Genomic DNA, 17,351 nt, shown 5'->3' with positions numbered 1-17,351 from the left:
TTATGGCTTTACTAATTACTGATGAGTGTATTAATTGTGATATTTGTGAGCCTGAATGCCCTAATGAGGCAATATCACAAGGTGAGGAGTATTATGAGATTGACCCAAATAAGTGTACTGAGTGCGTTGGGCACTTTGAGGAATCTCAATGCACTAAAGTTTGCCCAATTAGATGTATAATTACGGATCCAAATAATATAGAAACAAAACAACAGCTTTTAGATAAGTATAAAAGACTGGTATCATAAAGCCGTAAAAAAACCTTGGAAAATATTTTTTATTTATGTAGAATAAGTCAGTCTATGTTTCAGCATGTGAATAATAAAAAGTATTTAAAGGAGTTTTTGATGAGATTAAAAAGTATTGTTATAGCTACATCTGTGCTACTAGGTACAGCTACAGTATCAATCGCGGCAGATTCTGATAATATGGATATATCAGCAAATACAAATTCAGCCACTACTCAAAGCAGTGATTTTACTTCTAATACTTTCATTGCTCCCTTTGCAAATACTTATAGTTCTTTAACTAATAAGGATAATACTTGGGGCCCTCAAGATAGAACTGGTCAATGGTACTTAGGTGTTCAGGCTAATGGTCTTGCAGGAACTCCTAATTCACCGTCAGGTGCAGGAGCTAACTTTATCTTAGGTTACAATATTAACAAATACTTTGCAGTTCAATATAACCAGTTAGTTGGTAGAGATTTTGCTGGGTTAGGTGAAGGTGTTATTAACTTTAGTAATAATACTATGTTTACTCCATATGCTGCAGGTGGTGCTGGTTGGGCAAACCTAGCAGGTCAAGCAACTGGTGCTTGGGATGTTGGTGGAGGTCTTAAGTTTGAACTTTCTAGAAATGTTCAAGCAAGTGTTGACTATAGATATATCCAAACAATGGCACCTAGTAATATTTCTGGTGCTAATGGTAGAGCAGGTACTAATATGATTGGTGCTGGTTTAACTTGGTTCTTCGGCGGCAAAAACACTACTAATAATGATACTGGTAAAATCCAAGATAATGGTGCTACTACAGCTGCACAAACTATTGCTATGCCTACTATTGATGAGTCTAAGTATGTTTTGCCTGAAGGTATTAAACAGTGTGAAGGTAACTTTAACCTAACTGAAGATGGTGTTGCATGCTATACAGTTAATGGTAATGATGTAACAGTTTATTTAGATACTAAGTTTGCTTACGATGAAGCTACTTTAAATGCTAAAGGTAAAAATGCTATAGCTTCTTTTGTTAAGTTTATCAAAGATAGTAACATCGCTTCTGTGACGGTTAAAGGTTATGCTTCTCAAGGCCAAACTGGTAGTGAGTTTGATATCTATAACCAAAAACTTTCTGAGAAAAGAGCACAAGCTGTTGCTAATTACATGAAGCAGTTAGGTTTAGATAGTGAAAAGATAATCACTAAAGGTTTCGGTTATAATGACACTTTAGGTGGTATTCATAAGTCTGACCCTCGTAACCAACGTGTAGAAGCTAGTGTATCAGCTCCTCTTAAAGAAGATAAATAATTCTTTCACTTAAACTTTTCTAATTTCCTCTTATCACATATACTTTTCTCACCAATTAATTGAAATCTTATAGCACTGTTTAGTAAGCATTATTTGGATTTTATTTTATGACGTATTCTTATCATTTTATAAATAAGGTATAGCCTACTAGGCATAAAAGTAGTACTAATTGAAATAGCTTAAAACCAAGCTAATTCAGTAGATTCCGTGGTCAAGCCTGACGGAATGACGTACTACTTTTTAGTATGGTTAGCTATAGTTGCGGCACTAGATACTGAAATAAATTCAGCATAATATTTTTATATGTAGTTAGCTGTAGTATCTATGAATACTGAATATCTAACTAAAATCATTAAGATAATTTAGATGCGTTTACCCTGACAAAATAGTTATTTAATTTTATCAAATCCTTAAAAATAAAAATCTTGAATGTCTTATATCGCATCACCCATCTGAAACATTGGCATATACATACTAACTACTAGAAAACCAACAACACCGCCTAAAACAATCATAATTAAAGGTTCAAGCATTGAGCTTAAGCTTCCTACTAATGTATCTACTTCTTCTTGATATACTCTATTTAGGTTACCTAACATCGTTTCTAGAGCACCTGATTCCTCACCTACAGCAATCATTTGTTCAACTAGAAATGGAAAGATTCCTGTCTCAACAATCGCCTCTTTAAATGATGCACCTTCGTTAATACTTTTTTTAATATCTAAAGCAGCTTGATCGTACTTTGCATTTCCTGTTGCGAGAGATACCATGTCTAGCGCACGTGTCAAACTCATGCCAGATTGAACGGTTATTTCTAAAGTGCTGGCAAATCTTGCTAGTGATGATTTAAATATAACTTCACCAATTATTGGTATCTTTAACATAAAGTGATCTTGGGCAATTTGGATTTTAGGAAATCTAAACTTTAGTGATTTGTAAACTGATATCGTAATAAATATTGCCAAAATAATTTTCCACCAAGAGTTTTGCATAAAGTTAGAGGCATCAACAGTCAATTGCGTAATTGCTGGTAGCGGTTTACCTGAGTTTATAAACATTGCTGAGAATGCAGGCACAGCAAATGTTAATAAGATACCTGTCACACCAGCGGCGATAATACATACTATAATTGGGTAAGATAGAGCTTTTTTTACTTTCTTTTTGATACTCTGTAGTGCTTCACGCTGATCAGCAATTTTATTAAGCATCAGGTCAAGATTTCCTGACTCTTCGCCAGCTGTAATAAGACCTACATATAACTTATCAAATATTTTAGGAAAGTTACTGAGAGCTTTTGAAAATGATTCCCCACCTTCGATTGCTTGTTTTATTTCAATAGCTAATATTTTAAGGCGCGGATGCTTACGAATACCTATAATAAATACCTCAAACGATTTAATTATGGGAATACCAGCTTTAGTCATTGTAGCTAGCTGACGAGTCATCTCAGTAATATCTTGATAAGATATCTTCTTAGGTAGAAGATCTTTAGGTTGTTTTTTGATTTTAATATCAGAATAGCCTTTTTGTCTTAATTGAATTTCTGCTTTTTCTTTGGTATCAGCATCGATACTTCCTTTAGTTTTTTTGCCACTTTTTAATTTGGCCTTATAAATCCATGAGGTAATAGTTATTTTATTTTTATCTTTTTTGCCAAATAGCATATTATTTTATTCCTTTTAACTTACGCGGTATGCTTCTTCCATTGATGTTAGGCCTTCAGCAACCCTAACTAAAGCCGATTGTCGTACAGTAGCAATTCCTTCTTTTTGCGCTTGTGCTGCAATTTCCATAGTGTTCTTGTCTTCTAATATCATTCTTGATATTTGTCTAGATACAGGCATGACCTCATATAAACCAATCCTTCCTTTGTAACCTTTGAAGCACCTTGGACAACCTTTAGGATTAGCTTTGTAAATTTTTGCGTTTTTTACTTTATCTAGTGGTAAACCAAATGTTTTTGATAATATCTCTTCATTAAGCCTACTATCTTCGACAAGAAGTGAGAATTCTGTGTCAGTATCTGGTAGTTTACACTTAGGACAGAGTTTTCGAGTTAGACGTTGGGCGATAATTAACGTTACAGATGTAGCAATATTATACCTAGGTAAGCCCATATCAACTAGTCTGTTTAATGTCTCTGGAGCACTATTGGTATGTAGTGTCGACATAACTAAGTGACCTGTTTGAGAGGCTTTGATTGCGATCGAGCCTGTTTCAATATCCCTAATCTCACCGACCATGATTATATCTGGATCCTGACGTAAGAAAGATTTAAGTGCAGCTGCGAAAGTGAGACCTTGCTTATTATTAACGTTTACTTGGTTAATACCTTTTACAATAAGCTCTACTGGATCTTCTGCAGTTGAGATATTTTTTTCTGGCTTATTTAGAATATTAATACCCGTATATAAAGTAACAGTTTTACCAGAACCTGTTGGTCCTGTTACTAGCACCATGCCTTGAGGTTGCTGAATATACTTAAGATATGTTTCTTTTTGTGGTTCTGAGAAACCTAATTGTTCTATCGGGATTTGTGTCGAGCTTGAATCAATAATACGTAGGACGACTTTTTCACCAAAGCTAATCGGACATGTACTTACACGAAAGTCGATAGCTTTTTCATGAGAGAGAGATATTTTAAACTTACCATCCTGAGGAATTCTCTTTTCAGCAATATCTAAACTTGACATGATCTTAAGTCTAGAAATTACCTTTGGAGCTAAATTCTTCTTAGTATTAAAGGTTTCGATTAGAAGACCGTCTATTCTATAGCGAATACGGAAGTTTTTTTCATATGGTTCAAAATGTATATCCGAAGCTCCTTTTTGAATAGCATCAACTATAGTATTATTGATAAATCGAATAATAGGAGCTTCTTCATCCTCACCGCTGCCTATTATAGCATCGCCTTCACGCTCTCCTTCTTCAACGAAGTCAATATCAAGCTCAGATCCAGCATCAATTCTTTCATTAAGCTTCGAGTCATCTTCTTTCTGTCCTTCATCTTTAAGGTATTGCTCATACTCTTCTATTTTCTCTTTGAGATGATTTAGCTCTGTTACTACTGGAGTAAAAGCACAATCATACTTACTCCGGAGTTTTTTTAGAATTCGTTGACTTTCAATAGGGTTAGCAATTGCGACATGAGTAGTCCTTTTACGTGTAAAAAGCGCTAAGCATTGATTTTCGCGACAAAAATCAATGTCAAAGTATTCTTGAGGTAAAAATTTTACATTTATAGCTGTTAAGTCAATATATTGCAAACGCAGTAATGTTGCGGACTCTATCATGAAAGATTTACTATCAATGATCTCATTTTCAATCAAGTATTCTAAAAAGTCTTGTTTTGCTAAAGACTTGTCGTGGCTTATTTCTTCAAGCTGCTGCTTTGTGATAAGCTTACGGTGAAGTAATAGCGAAGCAAGTTTTTTGCAAATATGTGGATTTTCAATCATCTATATAAAATAAACCTCAAATATTAGCAAAATTATAACATGTTTAAGATAATTATTAAAAAACAAAATATTTAAGTTAAATTGATTAAAATAGCTTATGCAATTATAGCTTTTGATGTATAATCAGCGACGTAATTTAATAATGTGAAAATATATGCATGTAGACAAATTTATCTCTCATAGAGGTGCTAACAGTTATTTCATTGAGAATACACTCGAAGCTTTTCAAATTGCTAAGGATGCTGGTTTTAACTGGTTTGAAACTGATGTTCAAATGAGTAGTGATGGCGAGTTGTTTCTTTTTCACGATAAAACCCCAAAGAGATTTGCTGATTGTGATAAGAATGTTATAGAAATGTCACTAACTGAACTAAAACAAATACAACTTGTTCACCCAGTTTTAAAAGTAAAAGCTAAGATTCCAACTCTGAGAGAATATCTTGACTGGGCTAGTGAAAACAACGTTTTTTCAAATCTTGAGCTTAAGATAAACACTCAAGACAAAAATTACCAGCAAAAGCTAGTAGCAAAGGTTTTTGAAATACTTCAAGAGTACCCTAAGCTAAAAACAAAGATATTAATATCAAGCTTTTCAAATTTTGTAATGAAAGCTTTAAGAAAATATAAAAACTATCCTCAAGGGCAACTTTTTTATACGACAAATTGGCCTAGGCACTTTGATTATATTGACAAAAAATTACATAAGAATTATAAACGAAATGCTTATCTGGCGATTGTTATTAACTACAGTTGTTTAAACCAGCAAAGAGTCAATTACTTAAAACGTAAATTTAACAAAATATTTGTGTATTCTGTTTATACTGATTCTGAAGTTAAACAATTACTCGCATGGGGGATAGATGCAATTTTTGTTGATAAAAAAGAGCAACTAAATTTAAGTTTATAAGTGATCTTTGAGAATGTTTTCTACATTTGTAATTATCTCTTGACTATAAGGACAATCTTCAGGATAGAAGTATTTTAGTTCTATAAAACCATCTGCAATTCGATATTTAAATGTAACAAAAGAATAAACCTCTTTAATTGCTTGTAATTTTTCAGCTAACAAGCTTTCACCAATATTATAGATATTCCACCTGTTGCGGATGATTTTTCTACTTTGTTGGATATTTGCTAATTTTAGTGCTTCAAGCATAGGGATACATTCTTTAGGCGGGCCAGGAAAAACATAGATATATCTACCTGTTTCAAACTCTAGTTTAAAACCATTAGCAGTACCGTTGTCATTTATCAAAATGTGAGAATCTTCAGGGAACATAGCCTGTTTTTTAGTTCCTAAAGTGATTTTGCTATACTTAGCGAGCGTTCGTTGCTCTAATTTTTGCCAAGAAGATGGGTCTAGGAGGAGTTTTTTATCAAAATATTTCGCAATTGTTTCTGTGGTTAGATCATCTTCTGTAGGCCCCAAGCCACCTATGGTTATAATATTTTTGTGCGTTGATTTTAAGAAGTCTAAACTAGCTACAATGTCATCATAACTATCTTTACAACTTAGATGAAAACCAACGTGAAAATCTTTATTAACAAGGTATTTTGCGAATGCACTTGAGTTAGTGTTGACAATATCACCATCAGTTATTTCATCACCAATTGCGATAAATCCAAAGTCATACTTCATGATATTCCTTATAATTTTTGTGGTTTTATCAAAATCCGCTATTCTTGATCATATTTTTTATGTATTATGTTTTGTGAAGTATATCTTATGTGTATACAAGATTGAATATCTAAGGAGCCTTTAATGAAAATACTATCTACTAATGTTTATGTGGGACCTAATATTTATGCTAATTTTCCTGTTATAAGACATGTAATCGATCTAGGTATACTAGAGAATTGGTCTTCTGCAAAAATTGGTGACGAGTTTATAAATCGACTTGTAGAAAACTTGCCAGGGTTAGAAGAGCATGGTTGTTCTTATAGAGAAAAAGGCGGTTTCATCCGTAGATTAAGAGAGGATGAGGGCACTTGGATGGGGCATATTTGGGAGCATGTGATTTTAGAGCTTCAAAGTATGGCTGGTAGTGATGTAACATTTGGTCGTACTAGATCAACTGGTGAAGTAGGCCACTACAATATGGTTTATGAGTACAAGCAAAAGGATGTCGGACTAAGAGCTATGGAATTAGCTAGAGACTTATTGATATCTTTATTGCCTGAGAAACTTAAAAAGCAAGTAGAATCCACAAATGAAGAGTTTGATTTTGAGTATGAAAAAGTTAGATTTATAAAATTTGCTCAAAGTAAAGAGTTTGGACCTAGTACAGCTTCATTGGTAGAAGCAGCGAAGAAAAGAGATATTCCATACATTCGTTTAAATGATCAATCTTTAGTTCAGTTTGGTTATGGTAAATATCAACAAAGAATTAGGGCAACAATTACTGGTAAAACAACTAGTATTGCTGTTGATTTATCATGTGATAAAGAACAAACTAATAAAATATTAAGTAGCTTAGGTTTGCCTGTACCAAAACAAAGAATGGTTACAACAGAAGAAGGTGCTTTAAGAGCAGCTAAAATCTTAGGTTTTCCTTTAGTTGTTAAGCCATTAGATGGTAATCACGGTAGAGGTATTTCGATAAACCTTAAAACAATGGAAGAAATAAAAGAAGCATTTGTTGAGGCTAATAAAGTTTCACGTTATGTCTTATTAGAACAATACATAACAGGTTTTGACCATAGAATGCTTGTTGTTGATGGTAAGCTTGTAGCAGTTGCAAAGAGGGTGCCTGGGCATGTCGTTGGTGATGGTAAGCACACAATCGCAGAATTAGTGGATATAGTCAACGAGGACCCGCGTAGAGGTATTGGACATGAGAAAGTGCTAACAAAATTAGAGTTAGATTACCAAGCAAGAACATTATTAAGAGCAGCTGGTTACAATGAAAATACTGTTCTTAATGTGGGTGAGGTATTTTACCTAAGGTCTACAGCTAATTTATCAACTGGTGGTACTGCTATAGATGTGACAGATATTGTTCATCCAGATAACAGAGACATGGCTGAGAGAACTATTAAGGCAATCGGTCTAGATGTTGGTGGTGTAGATTTTCTTATTGATGATATCTCACAATCGTATCACGATATTGGTGGAGCAATTTGTGAATGTAATGCTGCTCCAGGATTTAGAATGCATGTAGCTCCAAGTGAAGGTAAGCCAAGAGATGTTGCTGGTGCTGTTATTGATATGCTTATACCTAGAGAGTATGGCAATGCTAGAATCCCTATCGCTGCAATCACAGGTACAAACGGTAAAACTACAACTTCACGTATGGTAGCGCATATGTGGAAAAATGCTGGTAAAGTTGTTGGTTTGACAACTACTGATGGTGTTTATATCAACGGTAAACTTACAGTAGCAGGTGATACTACTGGACCAGCTTCAGCACAAATGGTTTTAAAAGATCCATCTGTAGAAATGGCTATTCTAGAGACAGCAAGAGGTGGCCTATTAAGAAGTGGTTTAGGTTATGACTATTGTAATATCGGAGCTTGCTTAAATATTTCTGCTGATCATCTAGGTTTGAAAGGTATTAATACCTTAGAAGATTTAGCTAAAGTAAAAAGTATAGTTGTTGAGGCTGCAAAAGATGTAGCTGTTTTAAATGCTGATGACCCTAATGTACTGAAAATGTCAGCTAAGGTTACAGCTAAGCATATTTTCTATGTGACAATGAATCCAGAACATGCTTTAGTTAAGCAACATATCCGTGCTGGTGGTAAAGCATGTATTATTGAAAAGGGTGTAAATGGAGATATGATTACAATCTTTGATAATCATATACACATACCGGTATTATGGACACACCTAATTCCAGCGACTATGGAAGGTAAAGCTATCCATAATGTTCAAAATTCGATGTTTGCTTTAGCTATATGCTACAGTATGGGAATGAGCTTAGATGATATGCGAGATGGCTTAAGAACTTTCGTAACATCATTCTACCAAGCTCCAGGACGTATGAACTGGTTTGAAGAACATCCGTTCAAAGTACTAATGGATTATGGCCACAATCCAGCTGCTATCAAGCTAGTTAGTCAGATGATTAGTAATATGGAATTTGCTGGTAGAAAAATATGTGTCTTAGCTTCTCCAGGAGATAGAAGAGATGAAGATATTGTCGAATTAGCAAAAACTGCAGCGCCTTATTACGATTACTTTATTTGTAAGTGTGATGATGATACAAGGGGTAGAGCTCCAGATGAGGTACCGAGAATATTAAAAGAAGCATTAATTGAAGCAGGTATATCTGCGGTTAATATTGAAACTATAGAAAGTGAAAAAGAAGCTGTAGATGCGGCATTATCTATGGCAGAAGAAGGTGACTTAGTAGTAATATTTGCTGACAAGCTAAAAAGAACTTGGAAGCAGATTATATACTTCAACAAGGACCAAGAGTTCGATAGTAAATATAAAAAACTTGAAAAACAAAAACTTGAAAAACAAGAAATGTTTTCTGCTTCTGTAATAGCTCAAGACCCTAGTTTATCAGAAGAAATATCACAAGTGATAAAAGCTGGGATAATTTCAGATGATAGTGGTGTTAGAGTGGTGTATCATGAAGAAGATAATGATTAATAGTCTTTTTTAGAAGGAGACTTGTATGATTCCTGAGGGTTATTCACGTAGACTTGTTGGTCCTAATTTGTTCTTTAAAGAAACTGGAACAGTATTAGATGTACCTTTAGTAGAGAATAGAGATGAGCTGACAAAAATTTTTTATCAAGAAGCTAATAGAATTTTATTAGCTCTCGATTGGCAAGATATTAAAATCACTCATAAATTTTTTAATAATGGGGTTAGATTTGCAATGACAGCTCCTGTAGACATAACTATGCCTGCTTGTGACGTTATTGATTTTATCTGGTTATCCACTCGAGAGGGTTTTGAAACTGGTGTTTTTAAAACTATTGAAGAGGCAAAGCATAAGCTTATTCCATTGATAGATGAGGATAAAAACCTTAGGTATCGTGAGCTTTATGAGCTAGCTAAATCTAAGGGTTTTAATGCCTTTAGAGATAAGAATAAAGCTTTTATTGGTTCTGGTAGAGGCTGCTATGAGTTTGATTTAGATAATGGCTCGATAGATAATATCCCGTGGCAGGATATTTATGATATTCCAGCAGTTATTGTTACAGGTACAAATGGTAAGACTACTACAATTAGACTTACAGATTATATTTGTCGTGTAGCAGGTAAACTTACAGGATATACCTCTACAGATTGGGTAAAAGTAAATGATGAGCTAATTGATGAGGGTGATTATTCAGGTCCAACTGGTCATCAATTTGTTCTTACAAATAAGAAAGTTGAAGTAGCGCTTTTAGAATCTGCGCGAGGCGGCCTACTAAAAAGAGGTTTGATAGAAACCTATGTAAATGCTGCAGCAGTGACAAATGTGTCAGCAGACCATTTAGGTGAGGATGGTATTGAGACAGTTGCGGAGCTTGCCGAAGCTAAATCAATAGTTTTTCGTGCTTTAGGTGAGGGATCACATGCTGTTATTAATCTTGATAACTCATATATGAAACAAAGATTTGATAAACTTAGCTGCGCAAAAATAGTAGTTACTCAGAATCCACAACAGCACGATATGGACTATTATTTATCAAAAGCAGATTATGCTTGTATAGTCGAAGACGGTAATTTTGTCTGGGTTGAAGCGAATTCTAAAAAAGTAATATTACCAATTATAGAAGCACCATTAACTGTTAAAGGCTTTGCTAAACATAATATTGAAAATGCTATGATAGCTATAGCTTTATCATTTAAGTTAGGTATTAGTTTTGATGTTATAGAAAAAGCGCTTAGAAGCTATTCGAATGATCCAAAAGTTAATAGAGGTCGAGCTAATGTTTTTGAGTGGGATAATAAAGTTGCTGTACTTGATTATGCTCACAATGAAGCTGGAATGGAAGCTCTCTTAAGCATGGTAAAGGCTTATGATAAGGGTGGTAAGAAATATTTAATGGTCGGTACAACTGGTGATCGTAAGTATTTAATCTCTGGCATTAATGATATAGTTCTTAAACATAATTTGGACTTTATCGTTATAAAAGAGACAGAAAAATATTTGCGTGGTGCTAAGCCTTTGGAGCTACCATTATTAATTCGTAAGGATTTAGCAGATAAAGGTTATGATATTTCTAAAACATATATTTCTCATGGTGAACTTGAAGGTGTTAAGTATTTAGTTGAAAAGCTAGAAAGTAACGATATAGCAATTTTCTGCTGTCAAGCTGAACTTGAAGAAGTAGCAAATTATCTTGAAGAGTGTACAAAAAAATAACTATTTATCTGTACAACAAACAAACAGCGTGGGTTGCAATACCTTCTTCTCTACCAATAAACCCTAATCTTTCAGTTGTAGTTGCCTTAATATTTATTTGGCTGATTTGTATTTCAAGAATATTTGCTAAGCATGCTTTCATTTTTTCAATATGTGGCAGCATCTTAGGTGCTTGAGCAATTATAGTACAATCAATATTGCTTATGGAATATTGTTTTTCATCAAGCATTTTTTTTATTTCAGTTAAGAAAAATTTACTATCAGTATTTTTGTATTGACTATCGGTATCAGGGAAATGTTTACCGATATCACCTAGTCCTAAAGCACCAAGAATCGCGTCACAGAGAGCATGTATTAGGACATCGCCATCAGAATGTGCTTCAAGGCCTAGGTGGTAAGCAATCTCTATTCCGCCAATAACAATATTCTGCTTTGCTGAGGTAAATTTATGGACATCATAACCATGACCTATACGAAATGACATTTTTTTCTCCTTCTTAATCTTGAGAAATTGGATAGTTATTAGCTAGCCAACCTTCTTTGATTCCTCCACTCATAGAATAAACATTCTTATAACCCATTTTTTGCAAATTAAAGCCAGCTAGTAATGATCTGTAGCCGGAGCCACAATAAAGATAAATTTTTTGCTCTTTATTTGGAATAAGGTTTTCAATTTTAACTTCAATTTGTCCTTTGCTTAAGTGTGTAGCTCCTGGAATATGGAACTGAGCAAATTCAGAATCTTCTCTAACATCAATAACAATACCATCAAGGTTATTATTTTCATACATGCTATAAAGGGTCTCCGCTGAGATTTCAGGGACTTGATGCTTAGCTTCATTAATTAGGTTTATATATTGCGTTGGTATAAAATCTTTTGGTTTTTGAATAGGATAGCCATTTGCATTCCATGCTCTCCAACCACCATCAACGGAAATAACATTCTTATAGCCCATTTTCTGTAATAGGTCAGTAACCAAAGCAGATCTAAAGCCACCACCACAATAAAAATACATTTTTTGGTTTTTATTAGGTACTAGCTGCTCAATGCGACATTCAATTAGCCCTTTACTTAGATGAATGGCATTTGGGATATACCCATTAGCTACTTCTGATTCTTCACGAGTATCTATAAGTAAGCCATCAAGTGTTTCTGTCTCATTCATTTTTTGAATATCATCAACAGTACACTCTTGTATTCTAGATTTTGCATCATTTACTAATTTTAAAAATCCTGATGAGTGTTGCATAATTTTCACCTTATAAATTTTATGGTTGTATTATTAAATATTTTATATTTTTATCTGCTTAAAGAGAATAATTAAAGGATATAATCTACAATTTGAAAGATAATTATTATGATTGCGCTAAAAACTATTGAGTTTACTATTTTGCATAGATTTGTAAATCATTTGATAGTTGCGTTTACGTAAAATTCTAACCATATAATAAAGGGCAAGATACAAGCAGAGACTGTTGATTTAATATTTGTTCAAACCTAAAAAAACACAGTCATCTTCGTGCTTGACACGGAGATCTCTATACTATTTAAAAGTTTCCCAACTGCGTGAGAATGACAATAAATATTAATTCAACAGTTTTAAGCATTATCAGCGAGAATAAGACAATGCTTATAAGTTTGAGTAATGTAAAGCATATAATTACAAGATTATAAAATAATAAATCAATAAATGTTACCAAGCTGGTATAGCAGCATCATTTGGATAAAGTTTTTCAGCTAATTTCTTAACTTGATTAGTGTTGAATGCTTTGACATATTCTTTAAGCTTAGGGTTATCTTTTTGAGAATCTTGAACAGCAATTACATTCGCAAATGGAGAATCTTTAGGCTCAACAAAAAGAGCATCTTTTAAGCTTAGGCCAGCTTTAGGGATGTAGTCATTGTTAACTACGCCGATATCGACATCACCTAAGTTGTTAGGTATCTGATCTGCTTGTAGAGCTACTATTTTTAGATTATTAGGGTTGCTAGTTATGCTATCAGGAGTTGCTTCCCATGTGATGCCATCCTTTAGCTTGATTAAACCGGCATCTTGGAGGATCATCAAAGCTCTACCTTGATTTGTAGGATCATTAGGAATCGCGACAGTTGCTCCAACCGGAATTTCTTTAATGTTATTATATTTCTTTGAGAAAACCCCCATTGGATATAAGAAAGTTTTACCGATATAAGTTAGCTTATAGCCGAACTGTTTGATTTGATTCTCTAGAAATGGAATATGTTGAAATACATTTGCTTGCAGTTCACCATCATTAAGAGCTCTGTTAGGGATATTATAATCACCAAAAGTTACTAAATTTACATCGAGATTATACTTTTCTTTAGCTATTTTTTTAGTAAGCTGCATAATCTTGTCTTGTGGTGGACTTGTGATATAGCCTACAGTTATTTCATTAGAGCTAACTGTAGCTGCAGCATTTAGATACAATTGAGTAGCGCTAGCAACTAGTAAAATAGCGGTGATAATCCAAAGTGAAGTTAGTTTTTTGGCTAAAACAAGGTAATTACCAAAAGATTGTGTTAGTTGCACAAGTATAACTAGCATAATTACACCACCTAATAGTAGCGTATAATTACCGTAGTTATAACCTTTAAAATAGGTCAAATCACCAAGACCACCACCACCGACAATACCAGCCATAGCAGAGAAACCAATTAGTGAAATACATGTCAAAGTAGCAGCATCTATCAAGAGGTTTTTTGATTCTGGTAATAGTACTTTGAATATTATCTGACTTTTAGTTGCTCCCATTGCTTTTGCTGCCTCAATAAGCCCATTATCAACCTCGCGTAGAGCTGATTCTGTCAAGCGCGCATAGAATGGTAGGGCTGCTATAGCAAGAGGTACTATCGAAGCAGTAGTGCCTATTGTTGTTCCCACAATTAATCTGGTTAAAGGATATAGTAAAATCAGCAGAATAATATACGGGATACTTCTAGTAATATTTATAATGACACTAAAAGTTTTATTAAAGCCTTTAACAAGTACATTTTTACTATCTTGAGTGATATAGAGCAAAATACCTAATAATATGCCACCGATTACAGCTACTAAAGTGGCAATGAAAACCATAAAAATAGTTTCCCAAGTTGATTGAGCTATCTGGCTAAGCTCATGTAAACTAAATATTGTCTGCTGTTGCATAACCTAGCACCTTTAAATTAACATCTTGATTTGAAAGAAATTTTAGCGCATTTTCCCAGTCTTGGCGTTCACCTGTAATATGACAAATTGCAATCCCAACAATTTGATCTTGGATAGTCTCAATATTAGCTTGGATAATACTTGCTGTGGCATTAAACTGGCGAGAAATCTCAGCAATAATTGGCATTTTACCTTTATCACCATAAAAGGTTAGTTGTACTACAGGATAAGTATTATCATAACTATAAGGATTATCATGAAGTTTTTTGGCAATAAAGTCAGGAACTTTTGTATGAATACTTGTCTCAACAAATGATCTAGTAACAGGTGCTTGAGGATTTAGGAAAACATCTAAAGTTTTGCCCATTTCTGCAATTCTACCTTTATCAATAATCGCAACACGATCACAAATTTTTCTGACTACATCCATCTCATGAGTAATTAAAACTATTGTTAAACCAAGCTCTTTGTTTAGTCTTTTAAGTAGAGCAAGGATTTGTTTGGTAGAAGTTGGATCTAACGCAGATGTTGCCTCATCAGATAGTAATACAAGCGGATTTAAAGCAAGTGCTCTAGCTATAGCTACTTTTTGCTTTTGACCACCACTGAGCTCTGTTGGATATGCATTTGCTTTATTTGGTAGCTCAACTAGTTCTAAAAGCTCAAAAACTCTTTTCTTGATCTCGGCCTTTGGTATACCTTGGATCTCAAGTGGTAGAGCAATATTCTCAAAAACATTGCGTGATGATAGTAGATTAAAATGTTGAAATATCATCGCTACTTTTTTACGAAATTCACGCAGCTGTTTTGAGTTTTTCTTAGTGATATTCTCATCAGCTATAAAAATTGATCCGTCAGTAGGCTGCTCAAGTAAATTTAAGCATCTTAAAAGAGAACTTTTACCAGCGCCACTATGACCAATTATGCCAAATATCTCACCTTGTTTGATTTCTAGATTGATGTTATCTAGAACAAGGTTACTAGTGTTATTTGTTTTATATTCTTTCTTTAAGTTTTTAATTTGAATCATTTTTTGCCTTTGCTTTGTCACCAATTTTACTTTCTTGCCCACTAATTAGTCTTTGGATATTTCCTCTATGCTTTACAAGTATTATTATTGCTATTATAAGAAATGGCACAGCTACTTGTAATTCTGATGTAAATATTACTGAGAAGCTTGCTATAACAGTAGCTACTAAAGCTGATAGTGATGAATAGCGTGTAATTACAGCGACACATAACCAAGTGATTACAAAGATTGAACCTAATATCCAGCTAAAACCAAATAGTGTACCTATAAGTGTTGCAACTCCTTTACCTCCTTTAAAGCCGAAAAATATCGGAAAAATATGGCCAAGAATTGCATAAAGTGCTGTACATGCAGTAATAAACTCATTGTCTGTTAGGACTTTTGCGATAACTACTGGAGCTAAACCTTTGAGAATATCAAATATTAGCGTAATTGCAGCTGGAACTTTGCCACCTATTCTAAGAACATTTGTTGTACCAGGATTACCAGAACCAACACTCCGAGGTGATGGCAACCTAAATATATAACAAACGATAATAGCGCTATTTATAGAGCCTAATAAGTAAGCAAATATTAGGATACTAAAATTTAAAAAGTTCATAATCTTCCTTTACGATTCTAAAATTATTTAAACTATTATAGAAGATAATACTATCTAGACAATATCTTAGCTAGCTATTTTTGTTGCTTTATTATAGGATTAATAGCTTAAAAAACTTATTGGTTAATTTTTATTTTAAAAGGTTGGTTTTTATGACGGTAATGAAGTTTGAATTGATTAAGAAAGAAGGTAAAGCTAGAAGAGCAAAAATAAGTTTTCCTCGCGGCGATATTCAAACACCTGCATTTATGCCAGTAGGTACGTATGGTGCTGTTAAGTCACTATCTCCTGTCGAGCTAAAAGAAATGGGGGCAGAGATTATTTTGGGTAATACATTTCACTTATGGTTACGCCCAGGAACAGAAATTATCAAAAAACATGGCTCGCTGCATGGATTTAATGGTTGGGATAAGCCAATCTTGACAGATTCTGGGGGTTTCCAAGTATTTAGTTTAGGCAAAATGCGTAAACTTACCGAAGAGGGTGTAACATTTAAGTCACCAATTAATGGTTCTAAAGTATTTTTATCGCCTGAAATATCAATGCAAGTACAAAGAGATTTAGGCTCTGATATTGTAATGTGTTTTGATGAATGTACACCATACCCAGCTACTGAAAAAGAAGCTAAAGAGTCTATGGAACTCTCAATGCGTTGGGCAAAAAGATCAAAAGACGCTCATGGTGATAATCCATCGGCGTTATTTGGTATTATTCAAGGTGGTATGTATGAACATTTACGTGATGAGTCATTAGCTAAGTTAAAAGAAATTGATTTTGATGGTTTTGCTATTGGTGGTTTATCTGTAGGTGAACCTAAAGAGGATATGATTAGAATACTCGATTATACTGCTCACCAAATGCCTGAAGATAAACCAAGATACCTAATGGGAGTGGGTACACCAAAGGATCTAGTTGAAGCGGTGTATCGTGGTATAGATATGTTCGATTGTGTTATGCCATCACGAAATGCGCGTAATGGCCATATCTTCACATCACAGGGCGTGATTAAAATTAGAAACACTAAGTATAAAGATGATACCTCACCATTAGATCCAAATTGTGGCTGCTATACTTGTAAAAATTTCACTAAGAGTTACTTACATCATCTTGACAAGACTAAAGAGATTTTAGGTTCTAGATTAAACACTATTCATAATTTGACTTTTTATCAAAACCTTATGAAATCTATTCGCAAAGCTTTGGATGAAGGTGGATTTGCAAAGTTTAGAGAAGATTTCTTAGCAAATTATGAATAGTA

General features: G+C 34.0%; 14 protein-coding genes and 1 pseudogene. 6 read left to right on the top strand and 9 right to left on the bottom strand.

All coding sequences use genetic code 11. The annotated features are described in order from the left end of the window. Window positions 1–2: 2 nt before the first annotated feature. Window positions 3–248, top strand: coding sequence for a YfhL family 4Fe-4S dicluster ferredoxin (locus CGC45_RS05750; protein ID WP_071629379.1), 246 nt, complete (start codon window positions 3–5; stop codon window positions 246–248). Window positions 249–347: 99 nt separating this feature from the next. Continuing rightward, a complete protein-coding gene (locus CGC45_RS05745; protein WP_071629378.1) occupies window positions 348–1,526 on the top strand; it encodes an OmpA family protein in 1,179 nt (392 codons plus the stop codon). 434 nt (window positions 1,527–1,960) lie between these two features. Here CGC45_RS05745 and CGC45_RS05740 read toward each other — a convergent pair whose 3' ends face one another. Together CGC45_RS05740 and pilB are read right to left on the bottom strand one after the other, a co-directional pair. After that, window positions 1,961–3,190: a type II secretion system F family protein gene (locus CGC45_RS05740; protein ID WP_071629377.1), complete on the bottom strand. Its 1,230-nt coding sequence runs from the start codon at window positions 3,188–3,190 to the stop codon at window positions 1,961–1,963. Between the two features lie 15 nt (window positions 3,191–3,205). After that, window positions 3,206–4,984, bottom strand: coding sequence for a type IV-A pilus assembly ATPase PilB (pilB, locus tag CGC45_RS05735; protein WP_071629376.1), 1,779 nt, complete (start codon window positions 4,982–4,984; stop codon window positions 3,206–3,208). A gap of 154 nt (window positions 4,985–5,138) precedes the next feature. Between pilB and CGC45_RS05730 the strand changes: the two genes are divergently transcribed. Further along, window positions 5,139–5,891 (top strand): glycerophosphodiester phosphodiesterase family protein, encoded by a 753-nt coding sequence (locus CGC45_RS05730; protein ID WP_071629375.1) that lies wholly within the window; start codon window positions 5,139–5,141, stop codon window positions 5,889–5,891. Here the strand turns inward: CGC45_RS05730 and CGC45_RS05725 are convergent. After that, complete coding sequence (locus CGC45_RS05725; protein WP_071629374.1) at window positions 5,886–6,623, bottom strand: competence/damage-inducible protein A; 738 nt, start codon at window positions 6,621–6,623, stop codon at window positions 5,886–5,888. The two genes, CGC45_RS05730 and CGC45_RS05725, sit on opposite strands and share 6 nt — an antisense overlap. Window positions 6,624–6,746: 123 nt before the next feature. Here CGC45_RS05725 and cphA point away from each other — a divergent pair, with 123 nt between their 5' ends. After that, complete coding sequence (gene cphA, locus CGC45_RS05720) at window positions 6,747–9,584, top strand: cyanophycin synthetase (RefSeq protein ID WP_071629373.1); 2,838 nt, start codon at window positions 6,747–6,749, stop codon at window positions 9,582–9,584. Window positions 9,585–9,609: 25 nt separating this feature from the next. After that, on the top strand, window positions 9,610–11,295 hold the full coding sequence (locus tag CGC45_RS05715) for a Mur ligase family protein (RefSeq protein ID WP_071629372.1): 1,686 nt from the start codon (window positions 9,610–9,612) through the stop codon (window positions 11,293–11,295). A gap of 4 nt (window positions 11,296–11,299) precedes the next feature. On the opposite strand, the gene ispF is transcribed toward CGC45_RS05715, so the two are convergent. From ispF to plsY, 6 genes and pseudogenes are all read right to left on the bottom strand, one after another. Continuing rightward, window positions 11,300–11,779 carry a 2-C-methyl-D-erythritol 2,4-cyclodiphosphate synthase gene (ispF, locus tag CGC45_RS05710; protein WP_071629371.1) on the bottom strand — a complete coding sequence of 160 codons (480 nt, stop codon included), beginning with the start codon at window positions 11,777–11,779 and terminating at the stop codon, window positions 11,300–11,302. Window positions 11,780–11,792: 13 nt separating this feature from the next. Then, entirely contained in the window at window positions 11,793–12,545 is a 753-nt protein-coding gene (locus CGC45_RS05705) for a rhodanese-like domain-containing protein (protein WP_071629370.1), read from the bottom strand. 71 nt (window positions 12,546–12,616) lie between these two features. Next, a pseudogene (locus CGC45_RS09535) lies at window positions 12,617–12,765 on the bottom strand (amino acid transporter); the annotation flags it as partial. A 224-nt stretch (window positions 12,766–12,989) separates the two neighbouring features. After that, window positions 12,990–14,462, bottom strand: a complete 1,473-nt coding sequence (locus tag CGC45_RS05695) for a MetQ/NlpA family ABC transporter substrate-binding protein (protein WP_071629369.1) — start codon at window positions 14,460–14,462, stop codon at window positions 12,990–12,992. Continuing rightward, the gene (locus CGC45_RS05690) at window positions 14,440–15,492 is read right to left on the bottom strand and encodes a methionine ABC transporter ATP-binding protein (RefSeq protein ID WP_071629368.1); all 1,053 of its coding nucleotides are present in this window, start codon (window positions 15,490–15,492) and stop codon (window positions 14,440–14,442) included. Before CGC45_RS05690 ends, CGC45_RS05695 begins: the two co-directional genes overlap by 23 nt. After that, the gene (gene plsY / locus CGC45_RS05685) at window positions 15,479–16,093 is read right to left on the bottom strand and encodes a glycerol-3-phosphate 1-O-acyltransferase PlsY (protein ID WP_071629367.1); all 615 of its coding nucleotides are present in this window, start codon (window positions 16,091–16,093) and stop codon (window positions 15,479–15,481) included. The genes CGC45_RS05690 and plsY overlap by 14 nt, the downstream gene beginning before the upstream one ends. 152 nt (window positions 16,094–16,245) lie before the next feature. Between plsY and tgt the strand changes: the two genes are divergently transcribed. After that, window positions 16,246–17,349, top strand: a complete 1,104-nt coding sequence (tgt, locus tag CGC45_RS05680) for a tRNA guanosine(34) transglycosylase Tgt (RefSeq protein ID WP_071629366.1) — start codon at window positions 16,246–16,248, stop codon at window positions 17,347–17,349. The last annotated feature ends 2 nt before the right edge of the window (window positions 17,350–17,351 follow it).

Source organism: Francisella opportunistica, from assembly GCF_003347135.1.
Classification (GTDB): Bacteria; Pseudomonadota; Gammaproteobacteria; order Francisellales; family Francisellaceae; genus Francisella; species Francisella opportunistica.
Note: the sequence above shows the minus strand (reverse complement) of the source record. Positions and strands in the feature narration are given on the sequence as shown.